General features: G+C 68.4%; 15 protein-coding genes. 9 read left to right on the top strand and 6 right to left on the bottom strand.

Features of this window, described 5'->3' with window-relative positions:
• Positions 1 to 10: 10 nt before the first annotated feature.
• The gene (locus FBY36_RS17395; RefSeq protein ID WP_142121435.1) at positions 11 to 1282 is read right to left on the bottom strand and encodes an alpha/beta hydrolase family protein; all 1272 of its coding nucleotides are present in this window, start codon (positions 1280 to 1282) and stop codon (positions 11 to 13) included.
• Positions 1283 to 1452: 170 nt separating this feature from the next.
• Here FBY36_RS17395 and FBY36_RS17390 point away from each other — a divergent pair, with 170 nt between their 5' ends.
• From FBY36_RS17390 to FBY36_RS17350, 9 genes are all read left to right on the top strand, one after another.
• A complete protein-coding gene (locus tag FBY36_RS17390; RefSeq protein WP_142121433.1) occupies positions 1453 to 1944 on the top strand; it encodes a hypothetical protein in 492 nt (163 codons plus the stop codon).
• A 59-nt stretch (positions 1945 to 2003) separates the two neighbouring features.
• Positions 2004 to 2465: a peptide-methionine (R)-S-oxide reductase MsrB gene (msrB, locus tag FBY36_RS17385; RefSeq protein WP_142122696.1), complete on the top strand. Its 462-nt coding sequence runs from the start codon at positions 2004 to 2006 to the stop codon at positions 2463 to 2465.
• A gap of 171 nt (positions 2466 to 2636) precedes the next feature.
• Positions 2637 to 4004, top strand: a complete 1368-nt coding sequence (locus tag FBY36_RS17380; protein ID WP_142121431.1) for a DUF6421 family protein — start codon at positions 2637 to 2639, stop codon at positions 4002 to 4004.
• Complete coding sequence (locus FBY36_RS17375; protein ID WP_142121429.1) at positions 4001 to 4762, top strand: SDR family NAD(P)-dependent oxidoreductase; 762 nt, start codon at positions 4001 to 4003, stop codon at positions 4760 to 4762. Before FBY36_RS17380 ends, FBY36_RS17375 begins: the two co-directional genes overlap by 4 nt.
• 40 nt (positions 4763 to 4802) lie before the next feature.
• Positions 4803 to 5900: a threonine aldolase family protein gene (locus FBY36_RS17370; RefSeq protein WP_142122695.1), complete on the top strand. Its 1098-nt coding sequence runs from the start codon at positions 4803 to 4805 to the stop codon at positions 5898 to 5900.
• A 58-nt stretch (positions 5901 to 5958) separates the two neighbouring features.
• Positions 5959 to 6636: a DUF3000 domain-containing protein gene (locus FBY36_RS17365; protein ID WP_142121427.1), complete on the top strand. Its 678-nt coding sequence runs from the start codon at positions 5959 to 5961 to the stop codon at positions 6634 to 6636.
• A 12-nt stretch (positions 6637 to 6648) separates the two neighbouring features.
• Positions 6649 to 7983, top strand: a complete 1335-nt coding sequence (locus FBY36_RS17360) for an HRDC domain-containing protein (RefSeq protein WP_142121425.1) — start codon at positions 6649 to 6651, stop codon at positions 7981 to 7983.
• Between the two features lie 120 nt (positions 7984 to 8103).
• Positions 8104 to 9381, top strand: a complete 1278-nt coding sequence (locus FBY36_RS17355) for a thiolase family protein (protein ID WP_142121423.1) — start codon at positions 8104 to 8106, stop codon at positions 9379 to 9381.
• Entirely contained in the window at positions 9378 to 11540 is a 2163-nt protein-coding gene (locus FBY36_RS17350) for a 3-hydroxyacyl-CoA dehydrogenase NAD-binding domain-containing protein (RefSeq protein ID WP_142121421.1), read from the top strand. The genes FBY36_RS17355 and FBY36_RS17350 overlap by 4 nt, the downstream gene beginning before the upstream one ends.
• A 60-nt stretch (positions 11541 to 11600) precedes the next feature.
• On the opposite strand, the gene FBY36_RS17345 is transcribed toward FBY36_RS17350, so the two are convergent.
• From FBY36_RS17345 to FBY36_RS17325, 5 genes are all read right to left on the bottom strand, one after another.
• The gene (locus tag FBY36_RS17345; RefSeq protein WP_235008880.1) at positions 11601 to 13169 is read right to left on the bottom strand and encodes an ABC transporter ATP-binding protein; all 1569 of its coding nucleotides are present in this window, start codon (positions 13167 to 13169) and stop codon (positions 11601 to 11603) included.
• Between the two features lie 52 nt (positions 13170 to 13221).
• Complete coding sequence (locus FBY36_RS17340; RefSeq protein ID WP_142121417.1) at positions 13222 to 14010, bottom strand: energy-coupling factor transporter transmembrane component T family protein; 789 nt, start codon at positions 14008 to 14010, stop codon at positions 13222 to 13224.
• Positions 14011 to 14020: 10 nt separating this feature from the next.
• On the bottom strand, positions 14021 to 14899 hold the full coding sequence (locus tag FBY36_RS17335) for an ECF transporter S component (protein ID WP_142121415.1): 879 nt from the start codon (positions 14897 to 14899) through the stop codon (positions 14021 to 14023).
• A gap of 186 nt (positions 14900 to 15085) precedes the next feature.
• Positions 15086 to 16111: a nucleoside hydrolase gene (locus FBY36_RS17330; RefSeq protein ID WP_142121413.1), complete on the bottom strand. Its 1026-nt coding sequence runs from the start codon at positions 16109 to 16111 to the stop codon at positions 15086 to 15088.
• A 6-nt stretch (positions 16112 to 16117) separates the two neighbouring features.
• Complete coding sequence (locus FBY36_RS17325; RefSeq protein WP_142121411.1) at positions 16118 to 17095, bottom strand: aldo/keto reductase; 978 nt, start codon at positions 17093 to 17095, stop codon at positions 16118 to 16120.

The raw sequence follows: 17095 nt of genomic DNA, 5'->3' as shown, positions 1-17095 counted from the left end.
GTCCGCCATGTCACGCCCCCGCAGGCGTTGGTCCGGCCAGGGCCCCCGGGCTTAGCCCGGATCCGGGGTTGAGGCGGGGGGCGAGTTGTTGCCGGAGCCAGGCCTTGACCAGCCGTTCCCAGCGCTCGGGGTCCACGTTCCATTCCTTGGTGTGCCGTGCGTGCCTGAATGTTTCGAAAGTGACCATTTCCGGGTTCCGCTCGGCCAGGAGGGCAGACGGCCCGTAGGGAACATACTCGTCGTCAACGCTGTGGATGATCAGCGTGGGAGTCCGCAGTTCGACGGCCCTGGACACCCAGTCCATGACTTTCAGGTCCACCGGCGCCGAGAGGCCGGTCAGGCGGCGGCCCAGCGGGTGGCCCAGCATCAGCTGCCCGTAGCGGCCCACCAGCGACGGAATCCGGTTCAGCTGCGCATGGTGCGCCAGCACGGTGACCCAGTCGATCACCGGGGCGTCGAGCACCATGGCCCGGATCAGGTGCCGGTAGCGGGACAGGTCCGCGGTTTGCAGGCAAATGGCCCCGCCCATGGACCAGCCAAACAGGACGATTTCCTCGGCACCGTGGGCCAGCGCATATTCAATGGCAGCTTCAATGTCCTGCCATTCCGTGGAGCCCAGGCCGTAGCGTCCGTCATCGGCTGAAGGCGCCAGTCCGTCATTGCGGTAGGACACCAGCAGGCTGGTCAGGCCCAGCTCCAGTGCCGGTCCCACCGCTCGCAGCGCCTCCTGCCGGCTGGCTCCGCGTCCGTGCACCATAATGGCCCAGGTGCGGGCCGTACCCTTCGCCCGGACCAGCCAGGCCGGCGCTTCCCCGCGTTCCACCGGAACCAGCACGTCCTCGGCAGGAATTCCGGCGGCGGCCGGGTCCGGGTAGATGGCACCGCTCCACCATCCCCAGCGCGCCGTGGACAAATCACCGCTGTAGACAGCTTCCACCTCGCGCAGGACCGTCCGTTCGGCGGGCGAGTAGGAAATAATGCGGCCAATGCGCACATGCCCCTTGCCGCCGTCGAAAAAGAACCCGTAGACCCCGTCCACAGTGGTGTCATCGTCGGCAGCCAGGATCACCTGCTGCTTGTGCCCGTCCCGGATAACGGCCAGCAGTTCCTTGTCGGCAACCCGCTGCCGTGCAGGCGTGATGACGCGGCGGGCAAAGTACACGGCGAGCGCGGAGGAGCCTGCTCCAAGCAGGCTGGCCACGGATCCGCCGGCGATGGCGCCGCCAATGGCCCACTTCGCTCCGGGAGACATTCCGCCGGAATCCCGGATGGATGCAGTCATTGCAGGGCGCGCTCGCCGGAAAGGTGCCATGGAACTATTCTTACCGGCGTTGCCGCCGATATCCGCATTCCCGGGCAGGACCGGCACGGCGCCGTGCAGCCCACCAGCCCTGTTCCGGCACTTTCTTTTGGTGCCGTGCGGGCGTCCGCGGGCGGCGCTAGGCTAAGGCCATGAGTGATCCCATCATCATCCTGACCGAAGAACCCCTGGGCGCGGACGACCGCGTGAACATCGAACGGCTGGTGGATGGGGCGGACAACCGGTTGCTGGTCCTGGTGCCGGCGAACACCGAGCGGCACCTGCTCGTGGACTTCCTGGAAAACCTCTCCATGCTTGACGTTGCCAAGGCGTTCCGGGAACTTGGAGCGCGCAACCCGGACCCCGCCACAGAGCGGGCGCACGCAGATGAAATCCTCACCGCGTCGCTCGCGGCACTGGAGGGTTTGGGCTCCGGTGTAAGCGGCCAGGTGGTGGAGGGCAAGGCAGTGGAGGGCCTGGTGGCAAAGGTCCGGGAAACCGGCGCCTCCCAGGCCGTGGTGATCACCAGGCCGCATGCCGTGTCCGACACCTTCCACACGGACTGGGCCAACAAGGCGCAGGACCAACTCGGTGTCCCCGTGCTCCACCTGTACGCGGGCTCGGGATTTATCGGCGACTCCTGAGCGTTGGGAATGCTATGAGCATCTTTGGAAACAGCATTTTCGGGAACAAGGCAACGGACATGGTTGGTGGCAGCCAGGAAAGCACCACGCCAGCAAACACGGTCCAGAAAACCGATGCCCAGTGGCGGGAGGAGTTGACCCCGGAGGAGTACCACGTCCTCCGCCAGGCCGGGACCGAGCGCCCGTACACCGGCGAATACTGGGATACCCATACCGAAGGCGTATACCAGTGCCGGGCCTGTGGCGCCGAACTGTTCACCAGCAACGAGAAGTTTGACTCGCACTGCGGGTGGCCTTCCTTCTGGGCTCCTTTGGCTGAGGGCAACGTGCGCTACATCCATGACAGGACCCTCGGCATGGAAAGGATCGAGGTGCGCTGCGCTTCCTGCGACTCGCACCTTGGCCACGTCTTCGAGGGCGAGGGCTATGGAACGCCCACCGACCAGCGCTACTGCATCAACTCCGTGTCCCTCCGTCTCAAGGCAAAGGATGCTGGACCGGAAGGGACGCCGCAAAGCTAGGGCACCGGAAGGGCTGTCCCGGCGCCTATCCCACAGCGAAGGACCTGTCTCGGTCCTTCCGCCGGAGCAGCAAGGCTAAGCCTTTCTTACGAAACATACGTTTTGGCATAAGTCCTGCTGGTTGCTTGTTACGCTCGCCAGAGAAGCAAGCAACCAGAAAGGCAGCCGACGATGACAGAGACCCTGACCACCGCCGTTACCGGGATTTCCGCACAGAACCAGGACTGGCTCCGGCTCAAGGCAGCCGCCACCGCACTGCAGGGGCTCCAGGTCCAGGACGGCTCCGTCCCCACTCCGGAGGACCACCCGGAAGCAGCCCGGTACGTGGATGCCATCGTGGCCGCAGTCCAGGCCCTGGCTCCTGCTTTTCCGCACGACGCCGGCTACCTGGGCGCCGCCTGCGCAGACTTTGAGGCATGGGCTGCCGGCGGCTTCGGGGTCCCTGACTTCCTGTCATCGCTCCTGGAATTCCAGCCGCAGGAGCAGCGCAGCGACGGGCTGCAGCACCTGGTGGTGTTCCCCATGTACACCCAGAACGGCAGCAGCAACCGGCTGGTGGAGGCTGTGCTGGTCGAGGTCATCTGGCCCGAATTCATCGCCGGGCTGGAAGCCGGGGACTACTCGAACAAACTGTTCGTCCCCATCCGCTTCGTGGACTTCACCCCGGGCTACGACACCAACTCAGCCGTCCTCTTCCCCGAAACGGTGGCCGTCAGCCGGACCCCCACCTTCACCTGGGGCGCAATCTTTGCCGACCGGGAAGCCGCCCGGTTCCGCCGCGTCCTGAAGGCTGCAGCGGAGATCACGTCCCTGGAGCTGCCGGAGGGCGCCGCGGAACTGCTCGCGGACCAGGACCTCACCGAGGCCACGTTCGTGATGTGGGACCTGATACACGACCGGACGCACATGCGCGGGGACCTGCCGTTCGATCCGTTCATGATCAAGCAGCGGATGCCCTATTTCCTGTACTCGCTCGAAGAGCTGCGCTGCGACCTCACCGCATTCCGCGAATCGGTCCGGATCGAAAAGGACGACGACGCCGATCCTGAAGCACGGCGGCACGCGAAGCTCGTGCAGTACGCCATCATCTTCGACCGCATCTTCCGCTTCGCCATTACCGGCAGCCGGGTCCGCAACTACGATGGCCTGGGCGGCCAGCTCCTCTTTGCCTGGCTGCACCAACAGCACGTGCTGCACTGGACGGACACCCGGCTTGCCATCGACTGGGATGAGGTGGCAGACGCTGTGATCGCCCTGGGAGCCAGCATCGACGAACTCTACTGGCGCTCCATCGACCGCCCCAAGACCGCCCACTGGCTGGCCGCCTACCAGCTGGTCTCGGCCACTGTCACCCCCAGCCCTGCCTCCGTCTGGGCCAAGGGCCCGGACGCGCTCCCGTTGGCGGGAACGCCGCGCGGCCTCACGGACCAGGTGCTGGACGACGAATTCCCGCTGTCCATGTTCTACGAGGCATTGGAGAAGAAGATGCGCCCCGTCATCGAGTCCACCGCCGGGATCACCGGCTGCTCCGCACTGTGAGCACTGCCGGAGCAACAGAAGCCGACCAGGGCGGCCAGAGCCCGCATGCCCGGCCGCTCACCGTCCTGGTGGCCGGCGGCAGCGGTGCCTCCGGAATCGCCGTGGCCCGGGCGCTGGCCGCGGCCGGCCACCGGGTGGCCACGGCGGGGTCCGATCCCGCCGGCATCCGCGCAGCAGCGCAGAAGGCGGGCGATGGCGTCACGCCCTTTACGTGCGACCTCGCGGTTTTGGCGGACGTCCGGCAGTTGCGCGACGACGTCACCGGCGCCTTGGGGGCGGTGGACGGCGTGATCCACCTGGTGGGCGGCTGGCGCGGGGCCAAGGGCATCACGGACCAGTCCGACGACGACTGGGACTTCCTGGAACGCGGCGCCATCACCACCCTGCGCAACGTCTCACGTGTCTTCTTCGACGACCTCGCCACATCCGCCTCGGGACGGTTTGCGATGGTGTCCTCCACCGCCCTGGATAAACCCACCGCAGCCGTGGCCAGCTATGCGGCAGCGAAGGCAGCCGCGGAAACCTGGACCCTGGCCATGGCCGATGGCTTCCGCCGCGCCTCCGGGGCCGGCGGAAGCCAAGCCGCCGCCACGATCCTGGTGGTCAAGGCGCTGGTGGACGACGACCTGCGCCGAACCCACCCGGAGCGCAGGTTCCCGGGGGCGACTGACGTGGCTGACCTGGCCTCCGCCGTCGTACGCCTTTTTGGCACACCATCCGCCGAACTCAACGGTGCCCGCCTCAGGCTGGCCGACTGACGGCCCCGGCAGTACCTAAACTGAAAGCGTGAGCAACCCAATGACGACAACAGCAGAAACCCGCACGGGGCTGCGGCTGCACGATCCCAACGTGCGCGGCTTTGCCTCCGACAACTACTCAGGCGTCCACCCCGAAGTCCTCGCGGCACTTGCCGCCGCCAATGACGGGCACCAGGTCTCCTACGGCGAAGACGACTACACGGCGCGGCTGCAGGAACTGATGGTTGACCACTTCGGCCCGGGCATCGAATGCTTTCCGGTCTTCAACGGCACCGGCGCCAACGTCCTGTCACTACAGTCCCTGCTCCCCCGCTGGGGCGCCGTGGTGTGCGCCTCCACCGCCCACATCAACATGGACGAGAACGGAGCCCCCGAACGCATCGGCGGACTCAAGCTTTTGCACGTCCCCACGCCGGACGGCAAGCTCACCCCCGAACTGATCGACCGGGAGGCCTGGGGCTGGGGCGACGAACACCGCGCCCAGCCGCTGGCCGTCTCCATCACCCAGACCACGGAACTGGGCACCTGCTACACCCCGGAAGAAGTGCGTGCCATTGCCGACCATGCACACGCCAGGGGCATGAAGCTGCACATGGACGGGGCGCGGCTGGCCAATGCCGCCGCCCACCTGGGCGTGCCCCTGCGGGCCTTCACCCGCGACGCCGGCGTGGACATCCTGTCCTTTGGCGGCACCAAGAACGGACTGCTCTTCGGCGAAGTGGTGGTGGCCCTGAACCCTGAGGCAGCCCACGGGCTGGTCTACCTGCGCAAGATGGACATGCAGCTTGCCTCCAAGATGCGCTTCATGTCCGCCCAGTTCATCGCGCTGCTGGAAGGCGACCTGTGGCTGCGCTCCGCCGCGCACGCCAACGCCATGGCCGCCCGCCTCCGTGCCGCCGTCGACACCATTGACGGCGTCCGGCCCACCCAGAAAACCGAATCCAACGGCGTCTTCGCCATCCTTCCCCCCGGAACAGCGGACCGGCTGCGCAAGTCCTTCCGGTTCTACGACTGGGACGAGGCGGCAGGGGAAGTCCGGTGGATGTGTTCCTTTGACACCACGGAAGAGGACGTCGATACCTTTGCTGCCGCGATCCGCCATGAGCTCCGGGATCACCGGGCCGGCCAGGCCGGGTGAACGTCCGCTGGCGGCGAGCCTTCCCGCCCCCGCCCGTCCCGCCCCGTAATCTGCCAAGGTGAACGCACTTGACCAGGTTCCCCCGGATTTTCTCCACGCGTTGGGAACCCTCAGGAAAGCCCGCTGCCGGAAGGAACTGCGCCTCGCGGAGATCCCTGCCCCCGCGCGGCTGGCACCCTTCGCCGTCGCGCTGGGCGCCGAAGTGATGGCGCCCGGCGCCCCCGCCACGCCCGTCCACGGACCCGCGGCCATGGCCCTTGCCGCCGCCTCCGCTTCGGGGCCGGCGGACGAGGACGAAACGGAGCTCGCCACCGGACGCTTCATCCTGCTGCATGATCCGGACGGCTCGGCAGTCTGGGACGGCGAGTTCCGGATCGTCACCTACATCCGTGCCGAATTGGAACCGGAAATGGGCAACGACCAGATGCTGGGCACCGTGGCGTGGACCTGGCTGGTGGAGGCACTGGAGAACCATAATGCGGCATACCGGGCCGCGGGCGGCACCGCCACCCGCGTCCTGTCCGAAAGCTTCGGGACCCTGGCCGGGCGGCCCGGGTCCATAGACATCGAGCTCCGGGCCTCCTGGACGCCCGGTTCCGCCGATGTCCAGGCCCACCTTGAGGCCTGGTCCGACATGGTGTGCACGTTCGCCGGACTCCCGCCACTGCCCGACGGCGTCACCGCACTCCCGCCCCGGCGGCGAAGCCAGCAGAACGGTTATGGGGCAGCCCGGTAAACTGGGGGCATCATGACCCCAAACATTCCGGAAAACACCACAGCCGGCGTCCCGGCTGCTGCTGCCGCACCCCACATCACGGTGGAGGGCTTTGACAGCCCCATCCCCGAAATCATCGACCTTGACTCGCCCCGCGACGGCGTTCCGCTGGTCATCGAGACGCAGTCCGGCCTGGAGCGCTGTGCCGCTGCCATTGCCGCCGGCACCGGGCCCGCCGGCGTGGACGCCGAACGCGCCTCCGGCTTCCGCTACGGACAGCGGGCCTTCCTGGTCCAGATCCGCCGCGAGGGCGCCGGGACCTGGCTGATCGATCCCGAGCCGTTCGAGAACCTGGACATCATCAACGACGCCCTCCGCGGCGTCGAGTGGATCCTCCACGCCGCCACCCAGGACCTCCCCTGCCTCTCCGAACTCGGAATGTGGCCGGACAAGCTCTTCGACACGGAACTCGCAGCGCGCCTGGCCGGGCTGCCCCGCGTAGGCCTGGCCGCCGTCATCGAACAGCTGCTGGGATTCGGCCTTGCCAAGGAACACTCTGCGGCCGACTGGTCCACCCGACCCCTGCCGGAGCCCTGGCTGCGCTACGCCGCACTGGACGTCGAGGTCCTCACGGAGCTGCGCGAGGAACTCATCGAGCTGCTGCAGGCGGACGGAAAACTGGAATACGCCCAGCAGGAGTTCGCGGCCATCCTCGAAGCGGGCATCGCTCCCCCGCGCGTTGACCCCTGGCGGAAGACCTCCGGCCTGCATCAGATCCGTGACCGCCGCCAGCTTGCCGCGGTCCGCGAGCTGTGGCTGGAACGCGACTCCCTGGCGCAGAAACGCGACGTGGCACCCGGGCGGCTCCTGCCGGACTCAGCCCTCGTAGCCGCGGCGAAGGCCATGCCCGCCACCGTCCCCCAACTGCTCAGCACCAAGGGCTTCCACGGGCGGGCCGCCCAGCGCGAAGCTCCACGGTGGCTGCGCTGCATCGCCTCGGCCCGGGACCTGGCGGAACTGCCGCCCCTGCACCTTGCCACCAACGCCCCACCGCCGCCGCGGGTCTGGGCAGACCGCGATCCCGAAGCCGCCGCCCGCCTGGCCACGGCCCGCCCCCTGCTCCAGGAGAAGGCCGGGGAGTTGAACCTTCCGCTGGAGAACCTCCTGACGCCCGACTACCTGCGGCGTGTGGCGTGGCGGCCGCCGGCCGACGTCACCGAAGACTCGATTTCCGCCGAACTGCGGGCGCTCGGTGCCCGCCCATGGCAGGTGGAACTCACGGCTCCACTGATCACCGCCGCTTTCCTGGATCCGCAGCCCCTTCCGCCCAAGGAACCTAAACAGGTTGCTGCCGCTGGCGGCCAGTAACCCTTTAACGTCAGCCCTTGCAGGCTAAGTTACTCACGAGTAACATCGGTGTGACCGACGCCAGTTAGTGCCGCACTCCGGCATGCACCCGGCGCGCTACGTCTCGATGAGGAGTTACACGTGAGCCAGCACGGAAGCGGCGCATCACCGCGCACTGTCCGCGACGTCGTCTTTGTGGACGGCATCCGCACACCCTTCGGCAGGGCCGGCGAGAAAGGAATCTACGCCGGGACCCGGGCCGACGACCTGATCGTGAAATGCATCCGCGGCCTGCTTCGCCGCAATCCGTCCCTGCCGTCGGAGCGGATCGACGAGGTAGCCATCGCCGCCACCACCCAGACCGGCGACCAGGGCCTTACCCTCGGCCGGACCGCGGCCCTGCTGGCCGGCCTCCCCCGGACGGTCCCCGGCTTCGCCATCGACCGCATGTGCGCCGGTGCCATGACGGCCGTCACCACGACGGCGGGCGGCATCGGCTTTGGTGCCTACGACGTGGTGGTTGCCGGCGGCGTGGAGCACATGGGTCACCACCCCATGGGATCCGGCGCCGACCCCAACCCGCGGTTCATGTCCGAACGCCTGGTGGACCCCGCAGCCCTGAACATGGGAAACACTGCCGAAAACCTGCACGACCGCTTCCCGGCCATCACGAAACAGCGCACCGACGCCTACGCCGTGGCCTCGCAGAACAAGCTGGCCGCCGCCTACCGGGACGGTAAGATCCAGCCCGACCTGGTTCCCGTTGCCGCCCGCAAGCCCGGCGAGGGCTGGACGGTCCACAGCAAGGACGAACCGCCGCGCCCGGGGACCAGCATGGCTGACCTCGCCGGCCTGCGCACGCCGTTCCGGGCCCACGGCCGGGTCACTGCCGGAAACGCCGCCGGCCTGAACGATGGCGCAACCGCCGCGGTCCTGGCATCCTCCGAGTCCGCCGCGGAGCTGGGGCTGCCCGTGAAGATGCGGCTGGTCAGCTACGCGTACGCCGGGGTGGAGCCGGAGGTCATGGGCATCGGCCCCGTCCCCGCCACCGAAAAAGCGTTGAAGAATGCCGGACTCACCATCGACGACATTGGCCTGTTCGAGATCAACGAAGCGTTCGCCGTGCAGGTCCTGAGCTTCCTTGACCACTACGGCATCGCCGACGACGACCCCCGGGTCAACCGGTACGGCGGCGCGATCGCCGTGGGACACCCCCTTGCCTCCTCCGGCGTCCGGCTGATGATCCAGCTGGCCCGCCAGTTCGAAGAGGACCCCTCGGTGCGGTACGGGATCACCACCATGTGCGTGGGCCTTGGCATGGGCGGCACCGTGATCTGGGAGAACCCGAACCACCCCGACTACAGCGGAACCCCTTCCGGGGAGACCGCCGCTACCGTTTCCGAAGGAGCCATGGCATGAGCGCCGCAGATTTCCGAAAGTTGGCGGACCTCTTCCCCAACGAAACCGTCACCCACTCCTATGTGCAGGACATCGCGCTGCCGGGCACCGCGGGCCAGCCAGGTCCGGGTACCTTCGCCCTGGTCACCCTGGACAACGACCTCGACCACAGCAAGCCCACCACCCTGGGCCCCAACACCCTGGTGGAACTCGGCACGGTCCTGGAAGGCCTGCGCGAGCGGGCCGCCCGGGGCGAGATCGTGGGCGTGGGCGTGACCGGCAAGCCGCACTACCTGGTGGCAGGCGCCGATCTTTCCGCCGTGAAGTCACTGGAACAACGTGAGCACGGGCTGTGGATGGCGCAGCTGGGCCATGATGTCTACGCAACGCTGGCAAACCTTGGCGTCCCCAGCTTCGCCTTCATCAACGGCGCAGCCCTGGGCGGCGGACTGGAAATCGCCCTGCAGTCCACGTACCGCACCGTATCGACGGGCGCCGGGGCCCTGGCACTGCCGGAAGCGTTCCTCGGTTTGGTGCCCGGCTGGGGCGGCGTCTACATCCTCCCCCGCCTGCTGGGCCCGGAGAATGCCGTGAAGGTCATGATCGAGAACCCGCTCAGCAACAACCGGACACTGTCCGGTGCGGAGGCGTTCACGCTGGGCATCGCCGACGCCCTCTTCGAGCCTGCCGACTTCCTGGAGCAGTCGCTTGCCTGGGCCGCCGGTGTCATCTCCGGTGACGTGGTCCCGCAGCAGGCCAACGCCGTCGACCCTTCCTCTCCTGAGGCGGCAACCCGCTGGGCCGCCGCGGTGGAGGCCGGCCGGGCGTTCGTTGAGGCCAAGACCTCCAACGCGTCCCCCGCACCCGCCAAGGTCCTGGATATCCTCGAGGCGAACCGCACCATGACGGCATCGGAATCCGCCGCGATGGAATGCGAAACCCTGGCTGAGCTGATGCAGACGGACGAGTTCCGCTCCACTGTTTATGCCTTCCTGGACCTGGTGCAGAAGCGGGCCAAGCGCCCGGCCGGCGCCCCTGACCGCAGGCTGGCCCGTCCCGTCACCAAAGTGGGCGTGGTTGGCGCCGGGCTGATGGCCGGCCAGCTGGCCCTGCTCTTCGCCCGCCAGCTGAAGGTGCCTGTGGTCCTGACTGACATCGACCAGGCGCGTGTGGACAAGGGCGTGGCCTACGTCCACGCCGAGGTGGACAAGCTGCTGGCGAAAAAGCGCGTCAGCCAGGACGCGGCCAACCGCACCAAGGCCCTGGTGACGGGTTCGGTGTCAAAGGATGTCTTCGCCGACGCCGACTTCGTGATTGAGGCGGTCTTTGAGGAACTGCACATCAAGAAGCAGGTCTTCGCCGAACTGGAGGCCATCGTGTCGCCGGAGTGCATCCTGGCCACGAACACGTCCTCGCTCTCGGTGACGGAAATGGCCGCGGACCTGCAACACCCTGAGCGGCTGGTGGGGTTCCACTTCTTCAATCCCGTGGCTGTGATGCCGCTGCTGGAGATCGTCCGGGCCCCGCGGACCGACGACGCCGTGCTGGCCACCGCTTTCGAGCTGGCCAGGTCCCTGAAGAAGACCGGGGTGCTGGTCAAGGATGCCGCTGCATTCGTGGTCAACCGCATCCTACTGAGGCTCATGGGGGAAGTCACGGCCGCCTTTGATGAGGGCACGCCGGCAGAGGTGGCGGACAATGCGCTCCGGCCCATGGGGCTGCCCATGACGCCGTTCACGCTGCTGGCCATGGTGGGCCTTCCCGTGGCGCAGCACGTCCAGGAATCGCTGCACGCCGCGTTCGGCGACCGTTTCCCGGTATCCACCAATCTCAAGAAGCTCATCGACAACAACGTCAAGGCACTGTGGGAGACTTCCCCGGATGGCACCCGGGCCATCCCCGCTTCCACGCTGGAAATGCTGTCCTTTGGCTCCAGCCCTTCCGCTGGCGAGCAGGTGCTGCGCCGCGTCCAGGATGCCCTGGCTGAGGAAATCGGCCTCATGCTGGATGAGGGCGTCGTCGCCGGTCCGGAGGACATCGACCTCTGCATGATCCTGGGCGCCGGCTGGCCGATGTTCCTGGGCGGCATCACCCCCTACCTGGACCGGGTGGGGGCCTCCGAGCGGGTGAATGGCAAGCGCTTCCTGGCGCCGGGCGTCGCGTCCCCCGCCGCAGGCTAGGCGGATTGGCGCGCCCGCCCACTGGCGGGCGCGCACTGCCGGCCGCCGTCATACCGACGGTCAGGCCGGCGCCAACCGGCCGCCGTCGAGCATCAGGATGCGGTGCGCCACCGTCCGTGCGTAGCCCAAGTCATGGGTGACCAGCACGACGGCGGCGCCCTCCGCTGCAGCGGATCCAACGGCGGCGTCCAGCAGGGCCAGTCCGTCGCCGTCCAGTGCCACGGTGGGCTCGTCCAGCGCCAGGACGGCGGGCCTGCGCGCCAGGACGGTGGCCAGCGCCAGGAGGCGCTGGGCTGAGGCCGGCAGCTCGGCGGGGTGCTCGGCGGCGGCCTTCGCCAGGCCGACTGCCTGAAGGGCTGCAACGGCCCGTCCTGCAGCCATGTCCGGACCCACCAGGCGGTCCAGCCCGAAGCTGACCTCCCGCAGTACGGTCCGTTCAAACAGCTGGTCGCGCGGCTGCTGGAACAGGAGGCCCACGGCTGCCGCGGTCCTTCCAACGGGCGCGCCGGAAATGTCATTGCCGCGGACCAGGACAGTTCCCGCGGTGGGCCGCAGCAGGCCGTTGAAGTGCCGCAGGAGCGTGGATTTGCCGGTGCCGTTGGGCCCGGTAACCGCCACGATTTCCCCGGGCTGCACCGCCAGGTGGACGTCCTGCAGCACCGGGGTGCCATGGTTCGGCGCCTCCGTCCGTGCCGCCTTGCCCCATCGTTTGCCGCGTCTTTTGCCGTTGGTTTGTGGCCCCGGGTACGCAAAGGACACACCGCGGAGCTGCAACGCTGGCGGTCCCGACAGTTGCCCTGCAGGCGGCCTTGGCGGCGCGTCAGCGTCCCGTTTGGCCGGACGCCGGATTGCCCAGGGCAGCATGCCCAGGCCGTTCCCGCTTTCGGTTTGTCGGGTTCCCGTGCCGGCGGGAGGCCCACACGCGATGACCGTGCCATCAGACAGCACCATCCAGGTGTCGGCGCCCAGCAGCAGCGGGTCCACAATCTGGCTGAGGATGACGACGGCGGTACCCCGCTTCAGCAGGTCCCGGACCAGGGCGGCAAGACTGTCCGCGCCAGCCGTGTCCAGGGAGGCAAAGGGCTCGTCCATGACCAGTACGGGCGGTCCGGCGATGATGGCGCAGCCGATGGCCAGGCGGCGCAGCTGGCCACCTGAGAGCTGGGCGGGGTCCTGGTCCAGTTGGTTCCGAAGTCCCAGCAGCCCGGCTGTGCGTTCTACAGCCACCTGCATGTCAGCGCGCTCCGTGCCGGTATTTTCCAGTCCGAACGCCAGTTCCTCCGCCACAGTGGCCCGCACGGTAGACAGGACGGCAGCGGGGTCCTGCGGGACAAAGCCCACGTGCCGGCCCCACTGGGCGGGATCGATCCGGGAGTCCCCCGGGCCGCCGTCGAACTCCAGCCGCGTGCCCGACAACTCGAGGAACCCTGCCAGTGTCCCGTGGCCGCCCGGAGGCAGCCAGCCGGCCAGCAACCGGCCCAGGGTTGATTTCCCGCTGCCGGAGGCGCCCAGGATGGCCGTGAAGGAGCCCGGCGCAAAGGACACGGTTACATCGTGCAGGGCCGGGGCCTGGCCGTCGTGGAAGGTGAAGTGCCGGATCCCGGCTGCCAGTACCGGTTTGCCTGGCACGCCGGCATTACTTGCTTTGCCCGCATTACCTGGGCCGCTGGTCACCACGGGCTCAGCCACCGGCACCCGCCTGGACCACTCGGAGAACCACTGCCGCCAGGGCCGCCATCACCAGGACGGTGCGTGCTGCCCGCTGCAGGCCGGAATCAGCCACCTCACGGTAGCTGGTCCTCGGCCCGGTGTTGCTGAGCCCTCGGGCTTCCAGCGCCGCAGCGCGGATGCCGGCGTCTTCAATCAGGGAGAGGACCAGCGGAACGGCCTGCAGCCGGAAGGCGCCCAGCCTGGACACCAAGCTCCGGGAGACCACCAGGCCGCGCGATTCCTGGGCCTGGCGGATGCGCCGTGCCCTGGCGGCGATGGCAGGGAGCAGGGTCAGGGTGGAGGCCAGGACGAAAGCGAACCGGCCCTGCACCCCGCGGGCGGACAAGGCGGCCACGAGGTCGGGGACATCGACGCTGAAGGAGAACAGCAGCAGGGCCAGGACCACGGCGGCCAGCAGCAGGATCCGCTGCCCGGCGAAGTCCAGGCCTTCTGTCGTGATCCGGGCAGGTCCCCACGCTGCCAGCACAGTCCGTCCTTCGGGGAAGAACAGCCCATGCAGCCACAGCAGTGACAGGCCCAGCGGAACCAGGACTGCTGCAGCCGCCGGCAGCACCCGGCGGGCCGTGCCGCCCGCCACGGACAGGCCAACGCACGCGGCAGCCACGGCGAGGGACAGCGGCCAGCTGCCGCCCGCCGTCGTAATGGCCGCTGTGGCCGCCGCAGCGGTCAGCGAGGTCAGCGGGTTGAGCCGTCCGCGTTTGGCCGCCGTTGCCGTCCTGCCTGCCGATGATGCCGTCACAGGGGTATGGTCAGCCCTTCCGTGCGGAGTCCGGGGCGGTCCCCTGTGCCGAACCCTGGGCCAAATCCCGGGCGGGAACGTCAGCCGCAGGCGCGCTGCCGGCCAGGACCCGGTGGCGCCGGATGAAGGGGAACTGCTGGCGGGCCCGGCGGGGCAGGGCATAGACCAGGATGGCCACGATGGTGAACACGATGGCCTTGTCCATGGGGTCGGAGATCAGCGCCTGCTTGGTGATGGCGGCCAGGAGGGTGTCGCCCATGGCCCGGAAGGCGCTGACGATCGCACCCGTGGCCACGCCCGAGGTTCCGCCGAAGACGAAGGCGGCTACCGGGGCGGAGACCACGCCGGCGATGATCCCGGTAACGAAGCCGGCCACGGGAGCCAGGTAGAAGCGGCGGAACAGGCCGTAGCGTGCTGCCAGCCCGGCCAGGCACCCGATCAGCGCGGCGCCTGCGGCGAACGGAAGCACCGTGGGGTTGAAGAAGGACCAGACGATGCTGCTGAGCGCGCCCGTGGCGGCGCCGGCGGCCGGTCCGGCCAGGACGGCAATCAGCACCGTGCCGATGGCGTCGAGGTAGAAGGGAACCAGGGTGCTGCCCACGAACTGGCCGAGCACGATGTTCAGGACCAACGCCACCGGGATCAGCACCAGAGTAGAGGCCGCCAGCGTGGGCAGGACGGCGACGATCAGCAGGACCGCGCCTGCCAGGAAGCCGGTGAGGGCGATCAGGGCCGATGCGCTGCCCGGACCTCCGGTGATGTCTGCGGGCTGGTTGAGCACCAGGTAGACATAGGTGGCCGCGATGGCCAGGGCGCCGAGGATCTCCAGAAGCCGGCGGCGGGCCGCGGGGCGTTCCTGGGACGGGAGCGTCAAAGAGGGCGATGACATGGGGAATGTTCCTTTGGGTGCAGGCAATGGCCCGGCAATGCCGGGCCGTCAGTGTGGCTGCCTATGTCACCTCGGCAGCAGCCGGCGGCAACTGCGCCGGGCCGGTCCGTGGCCCATTCTACCGGCCATCCCGGGCCGCGTCCCATGCGCGGTGCCCTGCTGGCGGGGTGCCGCCCGCCTGCCCGTTCAGCCCACCCGGCGGGCCAGCATTCCAACGGCGGAAACCAGCCGGCGGAACGCCTGCTCCGGGTTGTTGCCGGCCACGATCCTGGCGTTGGGGGGCGTGCCCCAGAGCCCGCGGAAGTCGGCCACGGTGGTTCCCGCCAGGAGCGGCGACTCCGTTTCGACGTCTACGGTGGCACGGCGGGCCGTGTAGTTGAGCGTGCCTGCCGCCACTCCTGCGGCGAAAAAGTCGTGGACGTGGGCCAGGTAGCCCTGATCGTAGAGCCGGTGGAATTCGAAGTAGAACCGCAGGGCATCCGAAAGGTGCCTGATAAGGGTGTTGTCGGAGCTGCTCCGCTTGCCCTCGGGGTCTTCCGGGAGCACCAGCTCGGGAACGGTGGCACCTGCAGCCCGGGCCAGCGCCGCGACGTGGGCCGGGCGGAGCTCCATGCGTTCGGTGGTGTCCAGGGAACAGACGATGGGCAGTTTCTGCAACGGTTTTCCGCGGTAGGCAGCGTAAACCTCCTTGGCGGCGTGCGGGTCCACGTGCGTGTTCCACTCGGCGGTGGGGGTGGTGTTGCCCTGGTGGTAGAAGGCACCGCCCATGATCACCACTTTGGCCAGGAGGTCGGGAAGTTGCGGTTCCCTGCGCAGCGCCAGGGCGAAGTTGGTCAGCGGGGCGGTGATGAGCGCGGTAAGCTCCCCCGGCCTGGCCCTGGCATGTTCGATCCACAGGTCCACGGCATCGCGTTCGCTGATCCGGCCGGCGGGCTCCGGCAGGACGGCGTAGCCGATCCCCTGTGGTCCGTGGGTCTCAGGGGTGGTCTGCAGCGGGATCGACAGGGGTTTGCGGGCACCCACGGCCACCTGGACCCCGGGCCGTCCGCACAGTTCCAGCAACGCAAGGGTGTTGCGGGCCACCTGGTCCGCGTCCACGTTGCCGGGAGTGGCAGTGACTGCCACGAACTCCGTGTCCGGGAGGGCCGCCAGGTAGGCAAGGGCCAGGGCGTCGTCGATCCCGGTATCAACGTCCAGGAGGTAGGCGGGCACGGCTGCCTAGAAGAGCGCGACCTTGGGCACCGCCGGGAAGATCCCGTCCAGGGCGGCCAGGTCTTCGGGTGTGGGGATCCAGTCCGCCGCTTCCGCGTTCTGCCTGACCTGCTCCGGCCTGGTGGCCCCGGCGATGACGCTGGCCACCGAGGGCTGGGCGGCAAGCCAGGAGAAGGCCACCTCGATCTCCGTCAACCCGCGTTCCTTCGCGAAGGCGCTGAACCGGCCCAACTGGTCCCAGTCGGCGTCGTCCACCATATTGGTGCGGGTGTGGCTGAGCCTGGACCCTTCCGGCGCATGGCCCGGTGCGTACTTGCCGGTCAGGAGGCCGTTGGCCAGCGGGAAGTACGGCAGGACGCCGAGCCCGAACTCCTCCGCGGCCGGGGTCACTTCAAGCTCGGCACGCCGGTCCAGGAGGTTGTAGTGGTTCTGGGTGGAGATGAAGCGGGCGGTACCCAGTTCGCGTGCCACGTACTCCGCCTGGGCGATCTGCCAGCCGGAGCGGTTGGAGTGGCCGATGTAGCGGACCTTGCCGGTGCGGACCAAGGTGTCCAGCGCCGCGAGGGTTTCATCGATGGGGGTCAGCGGATCCGGCGTGTGGAACTGGTAGAGGTCAATCCAGTCCGTGCCCAGGCGCCGCAGCGAAGCCTCCACCGCCTGGATGATGTACCGCCGCGACCCGCGGGCACCGAAGTCGGGCCCGCTGGCGCCCTTCATATCCATGCCGAACTTGGTCGCCAGCACCACGCCGGAGCGCCGCTTTCCGAGGGCCTTGCCGAGCATGGTCTCGCTCAACCCGGGCTCGCGGCCGTAGGTGTCGGCAACATCGAAGAGGGTAATGCCGGCATCGACTGCCGCGTGGACGACGGCGTCCGTTGCGTCCTGCGACTCAGTGGCGGTATTGGCGCGGCCGAGGTTGTTGCAGCCTAGCCCCACGGTGGAGACGGTCAGGCCTGATTTTCCAACGCGGCGGTAACTGGTCAA

The sequence above is a fragment of the Arthrobacter sp. SLBN-122 genome, assembly GCF_006715165.1.
GTDB lineage: Bacteria > Actinomycetota > Actinomycetes > Actinomycetales > Micrococcaceae > Arthrobacter.
This window is presented reverse-complemented; position numbering and strand designations above follow the sequence as displayed.

Bases quoted from the DNA above. Each gene is read 5' to 3' on its own strand.
- FBY36_RS17335 (WP_142121415.1), bottom strand. From the start codon at position 14,899: ATGTCATCGCCCTCTTTGACGCTCCCGTCCCAGGAACGCCCCGCGGCC.
- msrB (WP_142122696.1), top strand. From the start codon at position 2,004: ATGGTTGGTGGCAGCCAGGAAAGCACCACGCCAGCAAACACGGTCCAG.
- FBY36_RS17380 (WP_142121431.1), top strand. From the start codon at position 2,637: ATGACAGAGACCCTGACCACCGCCGTTACCGGGATTTCCGCACAGAAC.
- FBY36_RS17350 (WP_142121421.1), top strand. From the start codon at position 9,378: ATGAGCGCCGCAGATTTCCGAAAGTTGGCGGACCTCTTCCCCAACGAA.
- FBY36_RS17370 (WP_142122695.1), top strand. From the start codon at position 4,803: ATGACGACAACAGCAGAAACCCGCACGGGGCTGCGGCTGCACGATCCC.
- FBY36_RS17395 (WP_142121435.1), bottom strand. From the start codon at position 1,282: ATGACTGCATCCATCCGGGATTCCGGCGGAATGTCTCCCGGAGCGAAG.
- FBY36_RS17360 (WP_142121425.1), top strand. From the start codon at position 6,649: ATGACCCCAAACATTCCGGAAAACACCACAGCCGGCGTCCCGGCTGCT.
- FBY36_RS17390 (WP_142121433.1), top strand. From the start codon at position 1,453: ATGAGTGATCCCATCATCATCCTGACCGAAGAACCCCTGGGCGCGGAC.